Annotated in this window: 18 protein-coding genes; 3 read left to right on the forward strand and 15 right to left on the reverse strand. The window is 42.0% G+C overall.

Annotated features, from left to right (window positions below):
• Positions 1–26 precede the first annotated feature (26 nt).
• From HXT43_RS03805 to HXT43_RS03825, 5 genes are all read right to left on the reverse strand, one after another.
• Positions 27–2051, reverse strand: a complete 2025-nt coding sequence (locus HXT43_RS03805; RefSeq protein WP_004105069.1) for a dipeptide ABC transporter ATP-binding protein — start codon at positions 2049–2051, stop codon at positions 27–29.
• A gap of 24 nt (positions 2052–2075) precedes the next feature.
• Positions 2076–3068, reverse strand: a complete 993-nt coding sequence (locus HXT43_RS03810; protein ID WP_004105075.1) for an ABC transporter permease — start codon at positions 3066–3068, stop codon at positions 2076–2078.
• 12 nt (positions 3069–3080) lie between these two features.
• Positions 3081–4007, reverse strand: a complete 927-nt coding sequence (locus HXT43_RS03815; protein ID WP_004105077.1) for an ABC transporter permease — start codon at positions 4005–4007, stop codon at positions 3081–3083.
• A 201-nt stretch (positions 4008–4208) separates the two neighbouring features.
• Positions 4209–5837 (reverse strand): peptide ABC transporter substrate-binding protein, encoded by a 1629-nt coding sequence (locus HXT43_RS03820; protein ID WP_101885958.1) that lies wholly within the window; start codon positions 5835–5837, stop codon positions 4209–4211.
• A gap of 385 nt (positions 5838–6222) precedes the next feature.
• Complete coding sequence (locus HXT43_RS03825; protein ID WP_117008927.1) at positions 6223–7191, reverse strand: tyrosine recombinase XerC; 969 nt, start codon at positions 7189–7191, stop codon at positions 6223–6225.
• An 85-nt stretch (positions 7192–7276) separates the two neighbouring features.
• On the opposite strand from HXT43_RS03825, the gene HXT43_RS03830 reads away from it, so the two are divergent.
• Positions 7277–7570, forward strand: a complete 294-nt coding sequence (locus HXT43_RS03830; RefSeq protein ID WP_064340235.1) for a DUF6725 family protein — start codon at positions 7277–7279, stop codon at positions 7568–7570.
• Between the two features lie 321 nt (positions 7571–7891).
• Here HXT43_RS03830 and HXT43_RS03835 read toward each other — a convergent pair whose 3' ends face one another.
• From HXT43_RS03835 to asnB, 10 genes are all read right to left on the reverse strand, one after another.
• The gene (locus HXT43_RS03835; protein WP_064340236.1) at positions 7892–8995 is read right to left on the reverse strand and encodes a prephenate dehydrogenase; all 1104 of its coding nucleotides are present in this window, start codon (positions 8993–8995) and stop codon (positions 7892–7894) included.
• On the reverse strand, positions 8989–9987 hold the full coding sequence (locus HXT43_RS03840; protein WP_004573916.1) for a prephenate dehydratase domain-containing protein: 999 nt from the start codon (positions 9985–9987) through the stop codon (positions 8989–8991). Before HXT43_RS03840 ends, HXT43_RS03835 begins: the two co-directional genes overlap by 7 nt.
• Before the next feature lie 125 nt (positions 9988–10112).
• Positions 10113–10520, reverse strand: coding sequence for a hypothetical protein (locus tag HXT43_RS03845; protein WP_004573915.1), 408 nt, complete (start codon positions 10518–10520; stop codon positions 10113–10115).
• 42 nt (positions 10521–10562) lie between these two features.
• Positions 10563–12488 carry a translational GTPase TypA gene (gene typA, locus HXT43_RS03850; protein ID WP_004105095.1) on the reverse strand — a complete coding sequence of 642 codons (1926 nt, stop codon included), beginning with the start codon at positions 12486–12488 and terminating at the stop codon, positions 10563–10565.
• Positions 12489–12679: 191 nt separating this feature from the next.
• Positions 12680–13519, reverse strand: a complete 840-nt coding sequence (locus HXT43_RS03855; protein WP_004105096.1) for a ParA family protein — start codon at positions 13517–13519, stop codon at positions 12680–12682.
• A 48-nt stretch (positions 13520–13567) separates the two neighbouring features.
• A complete protein-coding gene (gene xerD / locus HXT43_RS03860) occupies positions 13568–14527 on the reverse strand; it encodes a site-specific tyrosine recombinase XerD (RefSeq protein ID WP_004105098.1) in 960 nt (319 codons plus the stop codon).
• Positions 14528–14621: 94 nt separating this feature from the next.
• Positions 14622–15005: a 50S ribosomal protein L20 gene (rplT, locus tag HXT43_RS03865; protein ID WP_004105106.1), complete on the reverse strand. Its 384-nt coding sequence runs from the start codon at positions 15003–15005 to the stop codon at positions 14622–14624.
• A gap of 68 nt (positions 15006–15073) precedes the next feature.
• Positions 15074–15268: a 50S ribosomal protein L35 gene (gene rpmI / locus HXT43_RS03870; protein WP_004128670.1), complete on the reverse strand. Its 195-nt coding sequence runs from the start codon at positions 15266–15268 to the stop codon at positions 15074–15076.
• Positions 15249–16010, reverse strand: coding sequence for a translation initiation factor IF-3 (gene infC, locus HXT43_RS03875; protein WP_012913964.1), 762 nt, complete (start codon positions 16008–16010; stop codon positions 15249–15251). The genes rpmI and infC overlap by 20 nt, the downstream gene beginning before the upstream one ends.
• A gap of 230 nt (positions 16011–16240) precedes the next feature.
• A complete protein-coding gene (gene asnB, locus HXT43_RS03880; protein WP_004105112.1) occupies positions 16241–18127 on the reverse strand; it encodes an asparagine synthase (glutamine-hydrolyzing) in 1887 nt (628 codons plus the stop codon).
• A 298-nt stretch (positions 18128–18425) separates the two neighbouring features.
• Between asnB and HXT43_RS03885 the strand changes: the two genes are divergently transcribed.
• The gene (locus tag HXT43_RS03885) at positions 18426–19223 is read left to right on the forward strand and encodes a thiamine diphosphokinase (RefSeq protein WP_101886177.1); all 798 of its coding nucleotides are present in this window, start codon (positions 18426–18428) and stop codon (positions 19221–19223) included.
• Positions 19224–19595: 372 nt separating this feature from the next.
• A complete protein-coding gene (gene gap / locus HXT43_RS03890) occupies positions 19596–20651 on the forward strand; it encodes a type I glyceraldehyde-3-phosphate dehydrogenase (RefSeq protein ID WP_004573912.1) in 1056 nt (351 codons plus the stop codon).
• Positions 20652–20723 lie beyond the last annotated feature (72 nt).

Raw genomic sequence — 20723 nt, forward strand, 5'->3', positions numbered from 1 at the left:
TGCACCTTTTTATCAGCTTGTACTATTTAGTCTAAACCAAGCTCCAAATTTCCTCCTGGAATTGCATCGAGCAAATCGCGAGTGTATTCCATCTGTGGATGATCGAATACCTCATCTGTAGTTGCATGCTCAACAAGCTTTCCATGCTGCATAACAACAACTTCGTCTGCAATCTGACGAACGACAGCCAAATCGTGTGTGATGAACAAATAGCTCAAACCACGCTCTGCCTGCAAATCGTTAAGCAAGTGCAAAACCTGATCTTGCACAAGCACATCCAAAGCAGATACAGCTTCATCGCAAACTATAACATCTGGGTCCAAAGCCATAGCACGAGCAATTGCAATTCGTTGACGCTGTCCTCCAGAAAGTTCGTTCGGGAATCGAGTCATAACTGAAGCAGGCATACGAACCATGTCTAGAAGCTCTACCACACGGTTTTTACGACTCTTTTTATCACCAATCTTATGAATACGCAGAGGTTCTTCAATTGAACGATAAATTGAGTACATAGGATCCAAAGAACCATACGGATTCTGGAAAACTGGCTGCACATGGCGACGGAAGTCAAGCAAATCCGCACCCTTTAAATCGGAAATATTCTTACCTTCGTAAGTAACAGTTCCACTTGTTGGCTTAAGAAGTCGCAAAACCATATTCGCAACGGTAGATTTACCTGAACCAGATTCACCAACGATAGCTAACGTTGTACCACGCTTAATAGAGAATGAAACGTCGTCAACAGCCTTAAAAAGCTCTTTCTTGCGAGGAAGCTTAAACTCACGAGTTAAGTGATCCACAGTAATAATATGCTCACTTTTTTCGAGAGTTTGCTCACCTACTACGTGATGCTCAAGCAAGTTATCAGCATTACCACCGTGTTCTTTAACAGAAATAATGCGCTGAGAAGCTAAGCTTGGAGCGGCAGCAACAAGTCTCTTTGTATACGGATGCTGAGGATGCTGCAAAACTTCCAACGATGGGCCAGATTCAACAACACGACCCTTATACATAACAACAACATGCTGCGCGCGAGAGGCAGCCAAGCCTAAATCGTGTGTAATGAAGAGAACAGAAGTTCCGAGCGAATCAGTTAGTGTATGCAAATGGTCAAGAATACGCTTTTGCACAGTAACATCCAAAGCGGAAGTTGGCTCATCTGCAATAAGCAAGTCCGGTCGGCAAGCCAAACCAATGGCAATCAAAGCGCGCTGACGCATACCGCCGGAAAACTCATGTGGGAACTGACGTGCACGAGTTGCAGCATCTGGCAAACCAGCTTCGTCAAGCAAACCAGCAATACGATCTTCAACGCTTGCACCTACAACATACTTTTTGGCGATTTCCCAAGCTTTGTCGTCATTCACACCATATTTGATTAAATCGTCTGCTACGCGCCAACGAGTTTCAGAGCCTGGAACCCACTCTTTCTTGTAGTAATCAATAGCTTCATTGAACTTTTCAGCATCGTTATGCTCATCAAGTCCAACTTCTTTCAAAGCTTTCTTAGCGACTTCAATCAAATCTGGTAATTCTTTAGAGCCAAGGAATGTTTCATCCTCATTGCTTTTGACTTGAACAGAATCGCCTGCAAGAGCCTCAGCTAATGAAGAGCGCTTCTCGTGATCAACGTCAACACCATTTGCGATTAATGCTTCTTTAACTTGTTCGCCAATACGCCACACGGGGTTCAAGTTGCTCATAGGATCCTGCGGAACTAGACCCATTGCAGTACCACGCAAAGCAGCAATCTCTTTTGGCTTCAAACTGCTAATTTCTTTACCCTTGAGCTTAATAGATCCACCTGTAACATGACCGGTTCCAGGAAGAAGACCAAGAACAGCCATTGCAGAAGTGGACTTTCCTGAACCAGATTCACCTACAATTGCAACCCACTGACCAGGATAAACACAGAAGCTAGCATCTCTAACAGCATGAACAGCTTTTTTTGAGTCTGTTGTGAAATCAACCTGGAGATTTTTTACTTCCAACAATGGCCCTTGCTCTAGCTGCATGGCGCGAATGTCTATATCTTTACGTGTTGTATTCATAAGTTTTATTCCTCCACGCTAAATTCACGCCTTACGGCTCTTCGGATCTAATGCATCCTTTACAGCATCACCCATCATAATAAAGGCGAGCACAGTAATTGCGAGTGCAATAGACGGATAGAACAAGACTTCTGGGTTCGTAGTAAGAACATTTCTAGCGGTAGAAATATCTCCACCCCAGCTGACAGTAGTACTTGGTAAACCAATTCCAAGGAAGCTTAATGTTGCTTCCAACACAATATAAGTTCCAAGCGAAGTTGTTCCAACAACAATGATTGGAGCCAAAGAGTTCGGGATAATGTGTTTGAAAAGATTACGTATTGGAGTAGATCCTAAAGCAGTAGATGCGGTATTGAATTCAAGATTTTTTGATTCCATAACAGCGCTTCGTGCAATACGAGCAACGCTAACCCATCCAAAAAGCACCATAACAAGCACAATTTTCCAAATTGATTTAGATGTACGGAACATTTGTAAAACTACGATTGCACCAAGAAGCATTGGTAAAGCCAAGAAGATATCAGTTATTCGGCTGAGAATAGTATCAACCCAGCCTCCGAAGAATCCTGCTAACGCACCAATCAAAGAACCAACAAGTACAACCAAAATAGTTGCAAGCAAACCAACACTTAGCGATGTACGAGTACCATAAACAACTCGAGCATAAATATCGCAACCTTGCATATCAAAACCAAATGGATGCGCGGCTGAAGCTGGCTCAAGAGAGTGTTCCAAAACGCAATAATTAGGATTGTGCTTTGTAAGAATGCTTGGGAAGAATGCAACAAAAATAATTGCAATAATCAAAACTGCAGAAACAATAAACAATGGATTCCTGCGCAAAGTTCTCCAGGTATCTGCCCACATACTCGTTGCAGCAGCGGATTCGTCTACGGAATCCACTTCTTGAATAGGCGTATCGTCTAATGGTGCAACGTAGCGTTCTTGCCCCGGTAATATATTGCAATTTGAAGCATTATTTGCAATCAAATCATTTTTCATCAAATTATCTTCCATAGTGTACTCCCCTCACGCGTAACGAATGCGCGGATCAAGAGCCGCGTACAACATATCAACAAGAAAATTGCTAAATACAAATATCAATGTCAAAAGCGTGACAATGGAAACAACAAGGTTTCCTTCTCCTTTTAGAATCCCTTGATATGTGAGGAATCCAACGCCATGAATGTTGAAGATTGTTTCCGAAATCATTGCACCGCCCATAAGAGCACCCAAATCCTGGCCTAAGAAGGTGACGACAGGTATAAGCGAGTTGCGCAAAACGTGGCGAACAATAACAGAGCCTTCTTTTAAGCCCTTTGCACGAGCTGTACGCACATAATCAAGCGAAATATTTGAAGAGATTTCAGATCTTGTAAGTCGAATGATATACGCCATAGACACAGAACCAAGAACCATTGCAGGAAGAAGCAAATCGAAGAATCCAGGATCGTTACTAGCTGTAACTGGTAATATACGCCATTTAACACCAAATAAGTATTGTCCTACGAAACCTGTCACAAATGTTGGAACAGAAATAAGAAGAAGTGATACAACCAGGATCACACTGTCATACCACTTGCCTTTCTTCAAACCTGAAATTATGCCAAATATGACACCAAATATTGCTTCGAAAGCGAATGCCATAATTGCTAGTTGAACAGTAACTGGGAATGCACGACCAATTTCATCGATAACTGGTTGACCTGCAAAAGTATGACCAAAATCGAGGGTAAGAGCATTCTTTAAGAATAGTAAATATTGAATAATAAATGGTTTATCTAAGTTATACTCGGCTCGTATTTGTGCAGCCACTGCAGGATTAACAGGTTTTTCTCCAAACATTGCTTTTACTGGATCTCCAGGCAAAGCAAATACTAAAGCATAAACTAATAATGTTGTGCCGAGAACAACAGGAATCATCTGCAAAATACGACGCAGAATGTACTTACCCATCGAATTCTCCTTGAATTGTTAAAACTTACTCAAAAAACAACAAAGTGCCGCTCCAGCTCAATAGTTTTATTTAACTAGTTTAGCTGGAGCAGCAATTTCGCAATAAGCGATATCAAATTATTGAGAGGAACCAACTAGTGTTACTTACTAACTTTCTAAAAAGTATGTAACACTATGCTGTTTTCTTAATTAGCTACCAGCTTATTTGTGAAGCTGATAGTACAGCGGCATATTCTGCCAATCCATTGTGAAGCCCTTCAAAGTTGGAACCATCACAGCCTTAGCGTTCGAGTAGAACAATGGGACAGATGGAAGATCCTCAAGAAGGATTTCGTTTGCTTGCTGATAGAGCTTAATAGCCTCTTCTGGCTTAGAAGATGCAGCTTTCTTAAGTAAATCGTCGAACTTTGGATTCTTATAATCACCTTCGTTAGAGCCATTGCCATCAGCTGCAACGGAAGCAAATTCCTGAGTCAAGTAATTTTCTGCACTTGGATAATCTGGCATCCAACCTGCACGCCATGCACCCTTAATCTGACGCTTAGCGCAAGCATTACGGAATTCCTGGAATGTAGGAATTGGGGTGGTTTCAGCCTTGATTCCGAGATTATTCTTGAGGGAATTCACAACAGCATCAAACACAGACTTTGCATTTCCATCGGCATTGTAGGAGAAAGTAAGAGATCCATCATACTTAGAAATCTTATCTGCTTTAGCCCAAAGTTCCTTAGCTTTCTTTGCATTAAATTCTACGTTCTCGTGACCCTTAAGATCAGCCTTATAGCCTGGAGTCAATGGAGAAGTAAATTCGTTTGCAGGAGAAGCAGTGCCATTGAGAATCTTGTCGATAATCACCTTACGATCTATAGCCATAGAAATAGCTTGACGACGAAGCTTACCTTCTTCAGTCTTTACATCGAAGTGTGGGAGGCTTGAAGGAATAGTGAACTGCTGGATTACAGAACCTGGACGGTTGTAAGCCTTAACAGTTGTATCCTTCTGGAAAGTCTTAGTTTGGGTATCTGGAATATTATCAGTCATATCGAGGTTTCCAGCCTGCACATCGCGGTATGCAGCGTTACCATCTGTATAAACCTTGAAGGTTACGCCATCATTCTGAGCTTTGCGCGGACCATTGTAATCAGGATTCTTTACAACTTCGATCTGCTTGTTGTGATCCCAAGACTTGAACAAGTATGGACCAGAAGAAACAGGCTTTTCGCCATAAGCCTTTGGATCCTTGTAGAAGGATTCCGGAAGTGGAGCAAATGCCAAGTAGCCAACCTTAATTGGGAATACAGAATCTGGCTGTTCCAGATCAACGGTAAAAGTATTTTCATCAACAACCTTCAAACCAGAAAGCTGTTCGTCACCCTTAGTACCATCCTTCTGCAAATCAGCATAACCCTTAATGGTTTGGAAGAAGGAAGCACACTTCTGAGCATTCTTAGCGTTAGCGACGAAGCTCCAAGCCTTCACAAAGCTTTCGGCTGTAATAGGAGTGCCATCGCTGAACTTCTTTCCTTTCTTAACCTTCACGGTGTACTGGGTAGCATCAGCATTTGGAGTGATGCTTTCAGCATCCTCATTTACAGGATTACCTTTTTCATCGAAAGTTACCAACGTGGAATTAACCAACATGGCAGGACGAGCGCCAGCATTTTCGTTAATGTTTCCAGGGACTAATTCGTTTTGTGGCTCAGAGTTTGAAACGGTAATAATAACCTTGCCACCGTTTGTTTGTGCATTCTTAGCGGAAGAGCCACAGCCACCAAGTAACATTGCCAGCGAGCAGGCAGCAGCAGCGAAAGCCAAAGCCCTATTCTTCATATATTTTCTCCTAACGTCTGGTAGGCAGGATTGTCATATCACAAAAAAGCCAAGCATCAGCTAAAACATAAAAATCCATCCGGTTTTTATTGCCAGATGGATTCTCGCAAGCCAATGACGAGGCCTCTTCGTTGATTAAAATTCAATGATACGTATTTTTACAAACAATGCAATAGTAAAAGAAAATTGAAAAAAATATTGTATATTAGTAATAATTAATTATTTAAGTCTAGATTTAATTATAAATACCGAAAATTTTATTATTTATATAGTAAAATTTATTGTTTTTTACAGGTATATGTATATTACAAAAATGTAAATTAACATATTTATTATGTAAAAAACATGTTAAATATGAATAATTGAATACTTAAAGCATTTAATATCATGCACGCGGAAAAGCTTGAGAATACTTACGTTTTAAAGATTCAATAGAAACATGAGTGTAACGCTGAGTAGTATTAAGCGATGAATGACCCAATAATTCCTGCACTTCGCGTAAATCTGCCCCTCCATTCAACATATGCGTAGCAGCACTATGCCGCAAAGCATGAGGAGAAATATCCGGAACATGCGCACTCTTAGCCTCATCATGCACAATCCGCCTTACCAAACGCTGATCGATACGCTTTCCGCGAGTACCGAGAAATGCTGCCTCTTCAACAGAATTCCGCAATAAAATTTCTCGTCCATCTTTAGAAATCCAAGCAGATAAAGCTTTATAAGCAGGAACCCCAAAAGGCACAACACGCTGCTTATTTCCCTTACCAGTAACTTTTATAGTGTGCGAGGAAAAATTAATATCCTGAATATTTAAACTAGTAAGCTCACCAACACGAATACCAGTCGCATATAAAAGCTCCAGAATTGCAGCATTGCGAAGTCCTACAGCTTTCTGATTTTTGGTACACGAAGATGAAACATTAGCTTTAGAATCAACATTATTCATTAATGATTCTGCTTGATGTTCATCCAAAACAGATGGTAGCATGTTTTTAATTTTTGGCGTCATTAAAATTTCTGCAGGATTACTGCTTATGTATTCAACATGCTGACACCACGCAAAAAAACCACGCACCGCAACTACTTTGCGAGCCAAACTTGAACGCGCATGACTTCGCGACTCATCAGCCATCCACGAACGCAAATCATCCGTAGTAAGCTCTGAAATATTATTAAATCCGTGCCGATTACACCATGCTAAACATTGCAAAATATCACTGGCATAAGCTTTCTGCGTGCGTTCACCCAAGCCTTTATTAGCACGAACATAATCAATATAATCATCTATTAAACTCATATATTTAGAAGGTAAACCTAAGAAATTTTCAGAAACAAATTTATTGTTGCTCATGCTTAACTCACCCTTCCATAAAAGTTTAAAACAAAACGTTTGCCATATACTTCAGTCACATGCATAATACACCAAGGAGCATGTTATGAACACACAAACACGGAATTCAACTACACTACCGAAGCAAATACCTGCAGGCTCGCGCATAGTAGTAAGAACTTACAAAATTATAGAAAACAATAACGATGGAACACAAAAAATCGAGTACCATGATGCGATCGGGCACGTACTCGAGTGGGACGGGGTAATGCTTCACTTACTTCGAGATCCTGCAGCAAACGGCACTAGAGCTGCCGAAGAAATGTTCATTGATGCCAACACCATTTACCGTTTAAAGCCAATCCCAGAACGCAAATTCCAAAAGCCGCTTAGTGTGTAGTAATACTTCATTTTTTCTATTCGTGTGGTAGAGATTTGAGATTTTTCGCACTGAGCGCGGCGAACGTCAGAGCCGCAGGCTGCTGATTCGCCAAGCGAAGAAGAAAAATCGAAAAATCTCTGCGATGAGCACGGTTATTAACGAATTAGCATGCAGAGTTTGGGGGATTTCTCTACGAGCGCTAAAAGAGGACTGAGAAGCTACATTCTTTAAAGAAAGGCGAACACACTGAACTCTTTTAGCAGCAAGAGCGCCCGAAGGACGGGACGCGCGAGGAGAGAAATCCCCCAAAACTCGCGCCACAGCAAAGAGGAACTCACATTATAAGTTGTTTAGCGAACTATCTGCGCGCAATAGTAGTTGCGAAGATTCGTTGGTATTAAATCCGTAAAATTCAATAATGAATTCACCTGAGCGCGCGGATTCTAGTAATTCCTGCTGCCAATTGATTTGAGAATCATACTTCCACAATCTGCTATTTGCATCATCATTTTGCTTAGCATCGTCGCTTTGTTGCGTACTAGTTTTAGACGAGTTGCGCTGCAGGTATTTATATTCTCTCCAAGATTGAGCTTTAGCAAAAAACTCTTGCTCTAAAGCATCCGCGGTTTCAACATCATTATCTAACATATTTGCAGCAAAAGTTAGCTCAGAAATTACGGAACGCAATAATTTCGCAGTATTATGCCGATTTTCACTTACCATAGCACGAGTGCGTTGAGGATCAGTAAGAGCAACTCGTGTCATATCTCGCCAGGAACCTGCAGATAGTTGTAAAGCAATAGCACGATTAGATTGTTCACATAATACGTTTGCAAGAGCTGTTGCAACAACATGAGGCATGTGAGAAATAAGAGCTGCAGAATTATCGTGCGTTGCATCATCCAAAACTATTGCGCGATTCTTGCATAACGAAACAATCATTTGCAAAATATTTCTAACTCGCCAAAACTCAGTAGAATCATCAACAGTTAAAGCCCACAAAGCACCATTTAAAAGCTCATCACTAGAAGCTTTCCAACCAGTAAATTCACTACCAGCCATCGGATGCGCACCAACGTAGCAATCTTGCAAACCTGCGTCTTTTACTTGCTCTCGAACTAAAGTTTTTACGCTGCCAACATCGCTAATAGTTGTGCAAGATTTGTCAATATAAGGCGCAATTTCATGCAAAATACTTGGCATAGCGGCTAAAGCATTGCATAAAATCAAAACATTTGGACGAAGTTTTGCTAAATCCTGCACTTTTTCTACGCAAGTAATTCCTAAACTTTTAGCTTCGTCATAAGGCTCATTATGACGATTCCATGCATATACGTTGCAATTTGCCAGTTTAGCAAGTCGTTTTGCAAGAGATCCACCAATAAGACCAAGACCTACAATGCCAACAGAAAATTTTTGCGAAAATTCAGCATCTTCTACCATAATAATTCTCTTTCTGCACGCATTACGTTCAAATTACGTAAAGCATCAACTGAAGGTTCAACGCACACTCCACCATGAGGTAGCATCCAATCATTCATCACCGGATTCTTGCGTTTATCAGAAGAATACACTGCTAAAACTCGAACCCAATCACCATGTTCAACAACCTCTTGAATCATAGCTTTACACGTAGAATCCCAAGGAGCAGCATCAACAGTTGCAATAAAACTGTATAAACCATCCTGCCCTTTAATTGGTCTAGACATAAAGGAAGTCATATTAAGGCCATGATCTCGCACAACATCAAGCAAATTTGCTAACACTCCAGCACCTGTAGAACGCGGAATAAACGCAATAATTGATGAAAAAGATGAAAAATTTTCTCGCTGCACATTAACAAAATCTAAAGCCTGATCTCGAGGAGCTAACACTAAAAATTCAGTGCGCGCGCCAGAAAAATCTTCAACTGCTTCGCTCACAATCTGCCTATTGTATAAATCAGCACAAATTTTAGGACATAAAGCAACTTCGCCAGGAACTAAATCCCTACAAGCAGCAGCATTTGAAGACGCAGTTTTTTCTTGTAAACCGCGCTCTTGAGAAAACTTACGACATTGCGCCAACGCGTGAGGGTGAGCAACAATAGTAGAGCAATTATCGATTGAATCTGATTTGCAAACAACAGCATCAAAACTAATATCAACGCCTATTCGAGCAATACCAACCATATTCTTTGCATCAATGAGTAAATCTAAATTAGGTATTACAACGCCTTCAATATTGTTTTCCCACGCAATAACACCCCAATGGTGATGCTCTTCAATTTCACTAGCAATACTAAGAACATTCTCGCAAGCAGTTGGAATAAGTCGCAAATTATCAAATGATTGACATTGTTCTTGAACTTTTAAAGATGCATGATGAGTAAAAGAACCTTCCGGTCCTAAATAGCATAATTTACGAGCACTCTGACTGTTCTTATTACCATTCATGACTATTCCTTAAAAACTGTTGCAGTTAAGAATATTGTAATCAAGACTACTGTAAAAAATACTGCTTAATACTGCTTTTTATGCAAAATTGAGCTTAAATTATTGCAAATTCTTTACTTATTTTACTATTCAATAACAAACCAACGCTGAGGCATACAAAGCAAAACTAAGTGAGCAACAAGAATGCCGAAAAGCCAAAAATATCCAACATATTGCGAACACCATGGCAACGGTATTGTGAAACCAACAGGTACAAGAATTGCGCTACCAACAAAATCTAAAGCAATAAGCCAAGCTACGAATGAAAAAACTATTGCATGAATAAATAATCCACTCCAACCACTACGAGATCTTGCACACCAAGCAGACAAAAATAGCAAAAGCATAGATAATGCAAATCCGTAAGGAATATTATCCACTGCACCGCAGCGATGAGCAAACGTACCAATCAACGCGCATATTAGCGCAGAAACACACGTGGTCGCATACCTGCCCCACGAAGGCAAGCGATGCGACCACGGTTTCGACGACATAATAAGCCTAACGTTCCATCACTAATTGGTATATTGCGATTATCATGCAGCGTTGTTGTTTTGACGACGCTGCTTAGCACGCCACTTGTACCACTCATCGCGGCTCAAAATAATCTTGCGCACGCGAATTGCTTCAGGCGTAACTTCCACGCACTCGTCTTCGTTAGCGAAGTCAAGAGACTCTTCCAAGCTCATCTTAATTGGTGGAGTTAAAGTTTCAAGCACGTCAGCAGTTGAAGAACGCATATTAGTCATGTGCTTAGCAAGCGTAATATTTACATCCAGCTCATCTGGCTTATTGTTAATACCAACGATTTGACCTTCGTAAACTGGGCTTTGTGGATCAACGAAGAAGATACCACGAGCTTGCAAACGCTGCATAGCATAAGGAGTTGCAACACCCTTGCGATCGCAAACCATGGAACCATTCTGACGAGTCACAATCTGACCAGCCCATGGAGCATAACCAGCGGAAATAGAGCTTGCAATACCAGTTCCGCGAGTAGCAGAAAGCAAAGCAGTGCGGAAACCGATAAGACCGCGAGAAGGAACAGTAAATTGCAAACGAACCCAACCAGAACCGTGGTTGCTCATAGAATCCATACGACCCTTACGATCAGCCATAAGCTGAGTGACGGTACCCATGTATTCTTCTGGGACATCAATCGTAGTGCTTTCCATAGGCTCATTAATTTGACCATCAATAGTCTTGGTAACGACCTGAGGACGACCAACTGTAAGCTCGTAGCCCTCGCGACGCATCTGCTCAGCTAACACAGCCAAAGCAAGCTCGCCACGACCTTGAACTTCCCAAGCATCTGGGCGCTCAGTTGGAATAACCTTAATAGAAACGTTACCAATAAGCTCGCGATCCAAACGATCCTTAATCATACGAGCAGTAAGCTTATGATCTTTGCCTTCAGTTCCAGCAAGAGGAGAATCGTTCACGCCGAAAGTCATAGAAATTGCAGGATCGTCGACATGAATCAATGGAAGCGGCTTTGGATCATTCTGGTCAACGATAGTTTCACCAATCATAATGTCGTTTACGCCAGCAACAGCCACAATATCGCCAGGACCTGCAGAAGCTACAGGAGTGCGCTCCAAACCTTGAGTGCGAAGAAGCTCAGAAACACGGAAGTTTTCAATGGAACCATCGACACGAGAAAGACCGTAAGTCTTGCCCTTTTCCAAAGTACCATTGTAAATTCGCACTAAACCAAGACGACCCAAGAAGTCAGAGGAATCAATGTTTGCAACATGAGCTTGAAGAGGAGCGCCTTCTTCGTATTCAGGAGCTGGAATGTTCGAAATAATAGAATCAAACAGTGGCTCCAAATTATCGTTATCCGGAAGAGCACCATTCGCAGGCTGATTAACAGAAGCATAACCAGCTTTAGCAGCGCAATAAATTACTGGCAAATCAAGCAAAGCGTCGAGATCGAGGTCAATACCTTCCTCAACAACATCCTGAGCCAAGCCAAGAAGCAAATCTGTAGATTCGCCAACAACTTCTTCAATACGAGCATCTGGACGATCTACCTTATTTACGCACAAAATAACAGGAAGCTTAGCTTCCAAAGCTTTACGAAGCACAAAGCGAGTCTGTGGAAGAGGACCTTCAGAAGCGTCAACCAACAAAACAACGCCGTCAACCATAGAGATACCACGCTCGACCTCACCACCGAAATCAGCGTGACCTGGAGTATCAATAACGTTAATAGTGATACCTTCTGGATGACCATACTTTTCAGCTAATGGACCTGTGTACTGAACAGCAGTGTTCTTAGCAAGAATAGTAATGCCCTTTTCGCGTTCCAAATCATTGGAATCCATAACGCGATCTGGAACTTCTTCACGCTCAGAAAATACGTGCGACTGCTGAAGCATGGCGTTTACCAGAGTGGTCTTACCGTGGTCTACGTGCGCCACAATTGCCACATTTCGAATATCACCGCGAACAGTCATCACAAACCTCTTCCATTCTTCGCGTTTAAGTAATTATTAACATGCAACCATTTAAGCTATAAACATCAGCTAAAACAGTAGCCATATACCTTATTGACGAGCGCCCAAATAGGTAAGCTGCCAAACCGCACCGATTTTACTAGCGAGCTAAGACAGCTTTACAAAACATACTAACGCAGAATCACAAGAACTTAAGCAACAACACCTTTAGCAATAAGCTCACGCGCAACTTCGCGGTACTCTTTTGCAGTCTTGTGCTCAGGAGCAAAAATAGTGATAGGAACTGCAGCAACTGTAGAATCTGGCAGCTTAATAGAACGCGAAATCACGGAATGCAAAACTTTATCTTGGAAAGCTTCATAAATGCGCTGCAACACTTCCTCACTATGAAGCGTGCGAGTATACATAGTGACAAGAACTCCAAATACTTTAAGATTTGGATTAATACGAGATTGTACCTTCTCAATTGACTGCATAAGAAGAGCCACGCCTCGAAGAGCAAAGAACTCTGCAGCAAGTGGAATAATCACGCCATCAGCTGCTGTTAACGCATTTACAGTAAGCAAGCCGAGAGAAGGCTGGCAATCAACTATAATAACGTCGTATTCGTCACGCACTTTGCGTAATACACCTGCTAATATTTGCTCTCGTCCTACTTCGGTTACTAACTGAACTTCAGCTGCAGATAAATCAATATTTGCAGGAATAATATCAATATTTTCTGTTTCAGTATGACGAATTACGTCGTGAACGTCCACAGACGAATCAAATAATGCCGTATAAACTGTATTATCAAGCGCATTTGCGTTAATTCCAAGTCCAACTGTTGCCGCACCTTGCGGATCGAAATCAACAATCAAAACGCGACGACCATACTGACTTAGTGCGCCAGCAATATTAATGGAACTTGTAGTTTTACCAACTCCACCTTTCTGGTTGCACATTGCAATAATGCGAGCAGGACCGTGTGAAGTTAACGGCTCTGGTGCATGAAAAGTTTCGTATTCGCGTCCAAGTAAATCAGTAGGCATGCTCCCCACTTTATCAACAGGTATACTCACGAAACTCTGAGCATAAAATTATTTAGCTCGAGGATGACTCATTACGTAAGCTTCAACTAATGCGTCAGGACTAATATGCGTATAAATTTGAGTTGTTGTAACTGAAGCATGTCCAAGTAACTCTTGAACTGTGCGCACATCAGCACCACCTGCAATAAGATGCGTGGCAAGAGAATGGCGCAGCGTATGCGGATGCAATGGTTTGTCAAGTTTTGCACGCTCGCCAGCTTGCGTTACTATTGCCCATGCTGATTGGCGAGAAAGTGCATTACCTCTCTTATTTAAGAAAATTGTGTGCAATTCACGTTTGCCCTTGGACGCTAATTCTGGGCGAGATTTCTCCATATAGTTACGAAGAGCACGAACAGCACACCCACCAATCGGAACTAAACGCTGCTTAGAGCCTTTACCTGTAAGTTTTACAACGGACTCATTTAAATCAATATCTTCGAATTTTACGCCAACTGCTTCCGAAATTCGCGCTCCAGTAGCGTATAAAAACTCGAGAAGCGCAGTATCTCTAATCGAAATAGCATCGGAACTTCCAAAATTCCCTGCAGCTTCAATAACTCTATTTACTTCTTCAATACTTAAAACATCCGGTAAGTAGTCTGCTTGTTTTGGAGCTTTTACTTGCGCTGAAACGTCAGCTTGTATGTCACCATGAGCAAGCATAAAGCGATGCCACTCGTGAATACTTGCAAGTCGACGCGCAACTGTCCTAGTCCCCAACCCTAATTCATTCAAAGTTCGAATATATGATTCAATATCTAATTGAGAAATAGTAGTAATATCTTTTATTTTTCGTTCGTCGTAAAGCCAGCATGTGTAATCTTGCAAATCTGAAGCGTATGCAGATACTGTTTTTTTAGAAAGACCACGCTCAATATCAATATGCGCAATAAAGCGTTGAATATGAAGTGCAAACTCTTCAGGAATATTATTTTTCCTATTGTCAGAATCAAGATTTGAGCGCATAAAAATAATTATAGCTAATAAGTAAATTTGTTGATTTAAAAGAAAAAGCCCACCTAAATTGGTGGGCTTAAAATAGAACTCTATTAAAGCAAAATCAGGCTTCAACTGGAGCGTTTACATCAGCTGGCAATGCAGCCTTAGCAGCTTCAACAACAGCCTTGAAAGCTTCAATATCGGAAACTGCGAGCTCAGCAAGAGCGCGACGATCCAATTCGATGCCTGCCAAGTGCAAGCCCTGAATGAAGCGATTGTAAGTGATGCCTTCAGCGCGAACTGCTGCGTTAATGCGCTGAATCCACAACTTGCGGAAATCACCCTTGCGAGCCTTGCGGTCGCGGAAGTTATAAGTAAATGAGTGGAGCAGCTGTTCCTTTGCCTTGCGATAAAGACGGGAGCGCTGACCGCGGTAGCCAGAAGCCCTCTCAAGAACAACGCGACGCTTCTTGTGAGCGTTTACTGCGCGCTTTACTCGTGCCATAAGTATTCCTCAGCTTTCTTAAAAATTTTCGATTGCGTATTCGTTTACAAGCAATTCTTACTTGTTACTTACTTAACGAGCAAGCCCTTAAGCTTCTTGCTCTGCGCAGTAGCCAATACTTTATCTTCAGAAAGAGCACGACGCTTACGAGCCGACTTGTGCTCCAAGTTGTGGCGCATGGCGCTACCATCGTGCATCACCTTACCGGTACCGGTAAGACGAACGCGCTTGGACGCTGCGGAATTAGTTTTCATCTTCGGCATTGCTGCCCTCCTTGTGATGTTGATCGGATTGCATAGCATTTACTGCAGCTGCAGCTTGTGACTGAACCTCTTGCTTAGCTGCAAGACGAGCAGCCTGACGAGCTTGACGCTCAGCGCGAGATTCAGCGCCACGACGACGTTGCTCAGACTGTGTATGAATTTTCTTGCCTTTTGGAGCAAGAGTCATAATAATATTTCGACCTTCTTGCTTTGGCGCAAACTCTACTGTGCCACTTTCAGAGACCTCATCTGCAAGTCGGCGCAACAATTCAACGCCACCAACCGGACGAGATTGCTCACGGCCACGCAACATAATAGTTACTTTTACCTTGTCTCCGCCGTTCAAGAAACGAAGCACATGACCTTTCTTCACATCGAAATCGTGATCGTCGATCTTGAGGCGGAAACGAATTTCCTTAACCTCTGCGACAGTCTGATTACGACGTGCTTCACGAGCCTTAATCTTTTCGTTGTACTTGTACTTACCGTAGTCAATAAGCTTGGCTACTGGAGGCTTAGCAGTAGGTGCAACTTCGACAAGATCGAGGTTAGCTTCCCTTGCAAGGTTTAACGCGACAGAGGTTGCGATAACTCCCACTTGCTCGCCCTTTGGACCAATAAGGCGCACCTGAGGGACTCGAATTTCCTCGTTAATGCGTGGTTCGTCGCTAATGATGACTCCAATCCTTCTAAATACTTGTAAGATGTAATACACCAAGAAGTCCAAGAGCTTAAGATTCACTACTTCATATCAATAAAACGCTATATAACAGCGCAGCAAGCAGCACAAGAAGCTAACTTGCGTGACCGAAGTCATGAACCCGAAACCACAGTAGGCTTCCAGGTGGGGACATCCCACTTTCTTGATTACTCAAGCCGAATATCTATTCTACTAGAAGCCTTGACAAAAAGGCAGTCAACACACGAAACGTGTTTTGACTGCCACAAATCAAAGCTAGAACTATGCGATTTCTACGCTAACTGCATTGGCTCAGGCTTCAATCCATCGTGATTAAAGTACACATCATACCAAGTCAGGAATGTGTAAACTGTCCAAATCTTACGGCGATCGTCATTTTTCTTTGCATAATTATCGTCAATCATACGAAGTAAAGCATCTCTATCGAAGAATTTAGCAGCATCGTCACTTTCAAACGTTTTACGAACAATCTTATAAAAACGTTCCTCACGCAACCAATCCTTAACTGGCACAGGGAAACCAAGCTTTTCTCTGTCATACCAAGCTTTTGGCAAATGACGGGAAGCAGCTTGTCGGAAAGCAAACTTCGTATTTTCATCAGTAATTAAATATTTAGTAGGAACTTTTTCTGCAACATCCATAAGAACACGATCAAGCAAAGGCACGCGAAGCTCCAAAGAATGTGCCATAGTCATTTTATCTGCCTTAAGCAAAATATCTCCTGGCATCCATTGATGCATATCAAGATATTGCTTTTTCTTCACTTCAGAAAGTCCCTTACCAGCAATTCTATTGTAAATAGCATCGACAATGCTGCGAACGCTAGGACCCTTGCGATACTCAGGTTTCAAAAGTTTTACAGCATCTTCCTCATTGAAAACCTTTGACTGACCGATAAAATGCTCCTCAGCTGGAGCCAAATTAGCGTACAAATGCCACGCTCCGTGGAAATGCTTACCCTTTGCAGCTCGACCAATCGCGTAACGCAACTTTTTTGGCAACTTTGCAAGCATGCGAGTCACAACTTTAATAAGTTTAGAACGCGTATGAACACCATAATCAATGTATCCTGCAAATAATTCATCTGCTCCCTCACCGCTTAGCACAACGCGTAAATCTTGCGAAGCTAATTTTGCAAGGAAGAATAATGGGACGCAAGAGAAATTAGAATCAGGTTCGTCCAAATACCACTGAATTTGTGGAAAATAACGGAATGCGTCAGCAGCGTCAATAATTTCAGATTTATTGTTTAAGCCAATAATTTTTGCCAATTCACTTGCTTGTTTGGATTCATTGTATCTTCCACCAGCAAAACCAATAGAATATGTGTGTTCAGGGCGTGCAACAGCTGCAACATAACTTGAATCAACTCCAGAAGAAAGGAACGAACCAACTTCAACATCCGCAATTTGGTGAGCTTGAACAGAATCACAAACTGTTTTATCGATAGAATCAACTAATTCATTCAAGCGTTGCTTTGTTTCTTTGAAATTAGGATCGTAATATTGCTCAATCTTCATTTCGCCATTCTTATACGTAAAGCAATTACCTTCACGCAGCTTAAAAACGCCCTTGAAGAAAGTTTCGTTAATTGCAGGATATTGGAATGTCATAAACGGCTTAAGCGCATTTTCGTTAAGCTCCTTCTTAAAATCTGGATGGCGCAGTAAAGATTTAATTTCGGATCCGTACATAAAAGTACCATTCATTTGCGCATAATAAAAAGGCTTAATACCGAAATGGTCGCGAGCGCCGAACAATTCTTGAGTACTTTTGTTCCAAATAACGAATGCAAACATTCCGCGTAAACGATTAAGTAAGCCTTTACCCCACTCTTCGTAGCCGTGCACTAATACTTCTGTGTCGCAATCAGTGTGGAAAGTGTGACCAGCTTTAATAAGTTCTTCGCGAAGTGGCTTGTAGTTATAAATCTCACCATTGAAAGTAACTGCAAGATTCCCATCCTCGTTGTACATAGGTTGGGATCCACCGTGAAGATCTATAATGCTAAGTCGACGAAAACCGAGTGCTGCGTGTTCGTCAATCATAGTTCCATATTCGTCAGGACCACGATGCGCAATCACATCTGTCATATCTTTTACAATTTGGCTTTTGACGTTAATTGGGGTGTCATTAATGAACCCTGCAATTCCGCACATTTATTTCTCCTCGTAGAATATACAACACAGCATTACGTTAGTCTACTAGCAAATAATTAACGAAAATCCATAATAACTTGGAAAATCTAACTTGCCATGCAATACTACACCAAGCACTTTATGTTAAGCGAGTATTAGTCTAAAATTCCTGTATTTGTCGGAATAAAAACAATCAAATGCGCTAATATCAAATCCGAAAAATGGCATAAAACGTAGTCAAATGTTGATTGACACTACGCTTATAAACTCTTGTTATAAATGTATGTCATCAGTACAAATGCAGCGTTATTATGTTGTTATGGAACCTTTGCAACGCTGCGTAGTATTAGCAGCAGGAGATTATTACGATCATACGCGTGAACATGTGCCAGATCGCGCTTTAACAATTGCAGCTGATGGAGGCTGGGATCATGCATGTAAATTAGGTTTGCATGTGGATGCGCTCATCGGCGATTTTGACTCTGTTAGATTAAAACTTCCTACTGATGCAGTTATTACTAGATTGCCTGCAGAAAAAGATGATCCTGACTTACTTTCTGCGTTAAAAGTTGGTTGGGCTAAAGGCTCTCGAGAATTTCATATTTTTGGAGGATTAGGTGGTCGAGTTGACCATACTATTTCTAATATTCAACTTATGGTTCGTTTAGCGCGCCGCGGCGGAATTGGATTCTTGTACGGCGACGGTCAAATTGTTACAGCAATACATGATGGATCTCTTGATTTTCCAGCATCATCTGGAGATGATTTGCGCATAGTTTCCGTTTTTTCTCATACTCCAGTTTCTAATGATGTAAATGAAGTTGGATTAAAGTATCAGCTTAAACACGCAACCATGCATGGAGATGCAGTACAAGGTTTAAGTAACGAATTATTAAATGATACGCCTGCTCATATTGACGTTCATGAAGGAACACTTATTGTAACCTTCCCTATTAATGCTCCATTACCACAGGTGAGCTGGTTTAAAAGACCAATTGGAGATTTAGGCGAAGTCGATACTTCTATATCTGAGGCATTAGCAGTTCCTCTTGAAAGCGAGACTACTCCAACATATTCGACTACTGCAGCTGCTGAAGCAATGACGTATAACGAATAGGCGCAAACTTTAGTTTATGCAAATGGCTGACGAGGTTCTTTTACTTGAAAAACTCGTCAGCCTTTTTCTTTTTAAAATTACACTCGTTGTTCAATTGAACAATATTGATTCGTAAAATGTTATGCAAAAACGCAACTGGAAACTATCAAAAAATTCACAAAAACACTCATAAAACACAGCATGTTAACGCTCACTGTTCTCATAGTGCATGATTGCAATAAAAGTGAGCTATATTACAACTCTTCGTACATACCGCACACTAAAATGAACACCGTTAATTCAAATAACGATGACCTAAATGCGTGAGTTTTCATCGCGAAAATAGCGCGACTTAAAACCTTGCGCACGAGGTCTCACTCAAGGGAGAACCACATGACAGTCAAGATTGGTATTAATGGTTTCGGTCGTATCGGTCGTCTCGCATTCCGTCGTATTTTTGAGCTTCAGGCTCGCGGCGGTCAAGCAGGTGACATCGAAGTCGCAGCCATCAACGATCTGACCACCCCTTCGATGCTCGCCTACTTGCTCAAGTATGACAGCACCCACGGCACATTCCGCCACGATGACGGCACCCCAGTTGAGGTAACCTCCACCGAAGACGCAATCGTTGTAGATGGCAAGACTTACAAGGTTTACGCCGAAAAAGACGCAAATAACATTCCATGGGTTAAGAACGATGGCGTTGAATTCGTTCTCGAATGCACCGGTTTCTACACTTCTGCAGAAAAGTCCCAGGCTCACTTGAACGCAGGTGCTAAGAAGGTTCTTATTTCTGCTCCTGCTAAGGATGAAACCACTCCAACAGTTGTGTTCGGTGTTAACCACGAAATCTTGAAGGCTTCTGACAACATTGTTTCCGCTGGTTCTTGCACCACCAACTCCATGGCCGCAATGGTGAAGTTGCTTCAAGACAACTGGGGAATCAAGTCCGGCTTCATGACCACAATTCACGCCTACACCGGCACTCAGATGATTCTCGACGGCCCACGCGGCTCCAAGCCACGCAACAACCGTTCCGCAGCTTGCAACACCATTGAGCACTCCACCGGCGCTGCTAAGGCAATCGGCAAGGTTGTGCCAGAAGTTAACGGCAAGCTCCAGGGTCACGCACAGCGCATTCAGGTTCCAGACGGCTCTGTTACCGAGTTGACCACTGTTCTTGAGAAGCCAGCAACCACTGAAGAAATTAACGACGCTTTCAAGAAGGCTTTCGAAAACTGCGAGTACTTCGGTTACAATGCAGACAGCATCGTGTCTTCTGACATCATCGGCGACACCCACGGTGGCGTTTTCGATCCAACTCAGACCGATGTGAACACTGTTGACGGTGTAACTTTGGCTCGTACCGTTACCTTCTACGACAACGAGTACGGCTTCACTTCCAACATGATTCGCACTCTTCTTTACTTCGCTGAAATCTCCGAGTGATTTCGCTAAGCATCAATCAGCAATAGCTGGTTGTGCGAATATTTAATATATAAACCCCTTGTGCTGCTTTCT

Source organism: Gardnerella sp. DNF01195, assembly GCF_049244175.1.
Taxonomy (GTDB): Bacteria; Actinomycetota; Actinomycetes; order Actinomycetales; family Bifidobacteriaceae; genus Bifidobacterium; species Bifidobacterium leopoldii.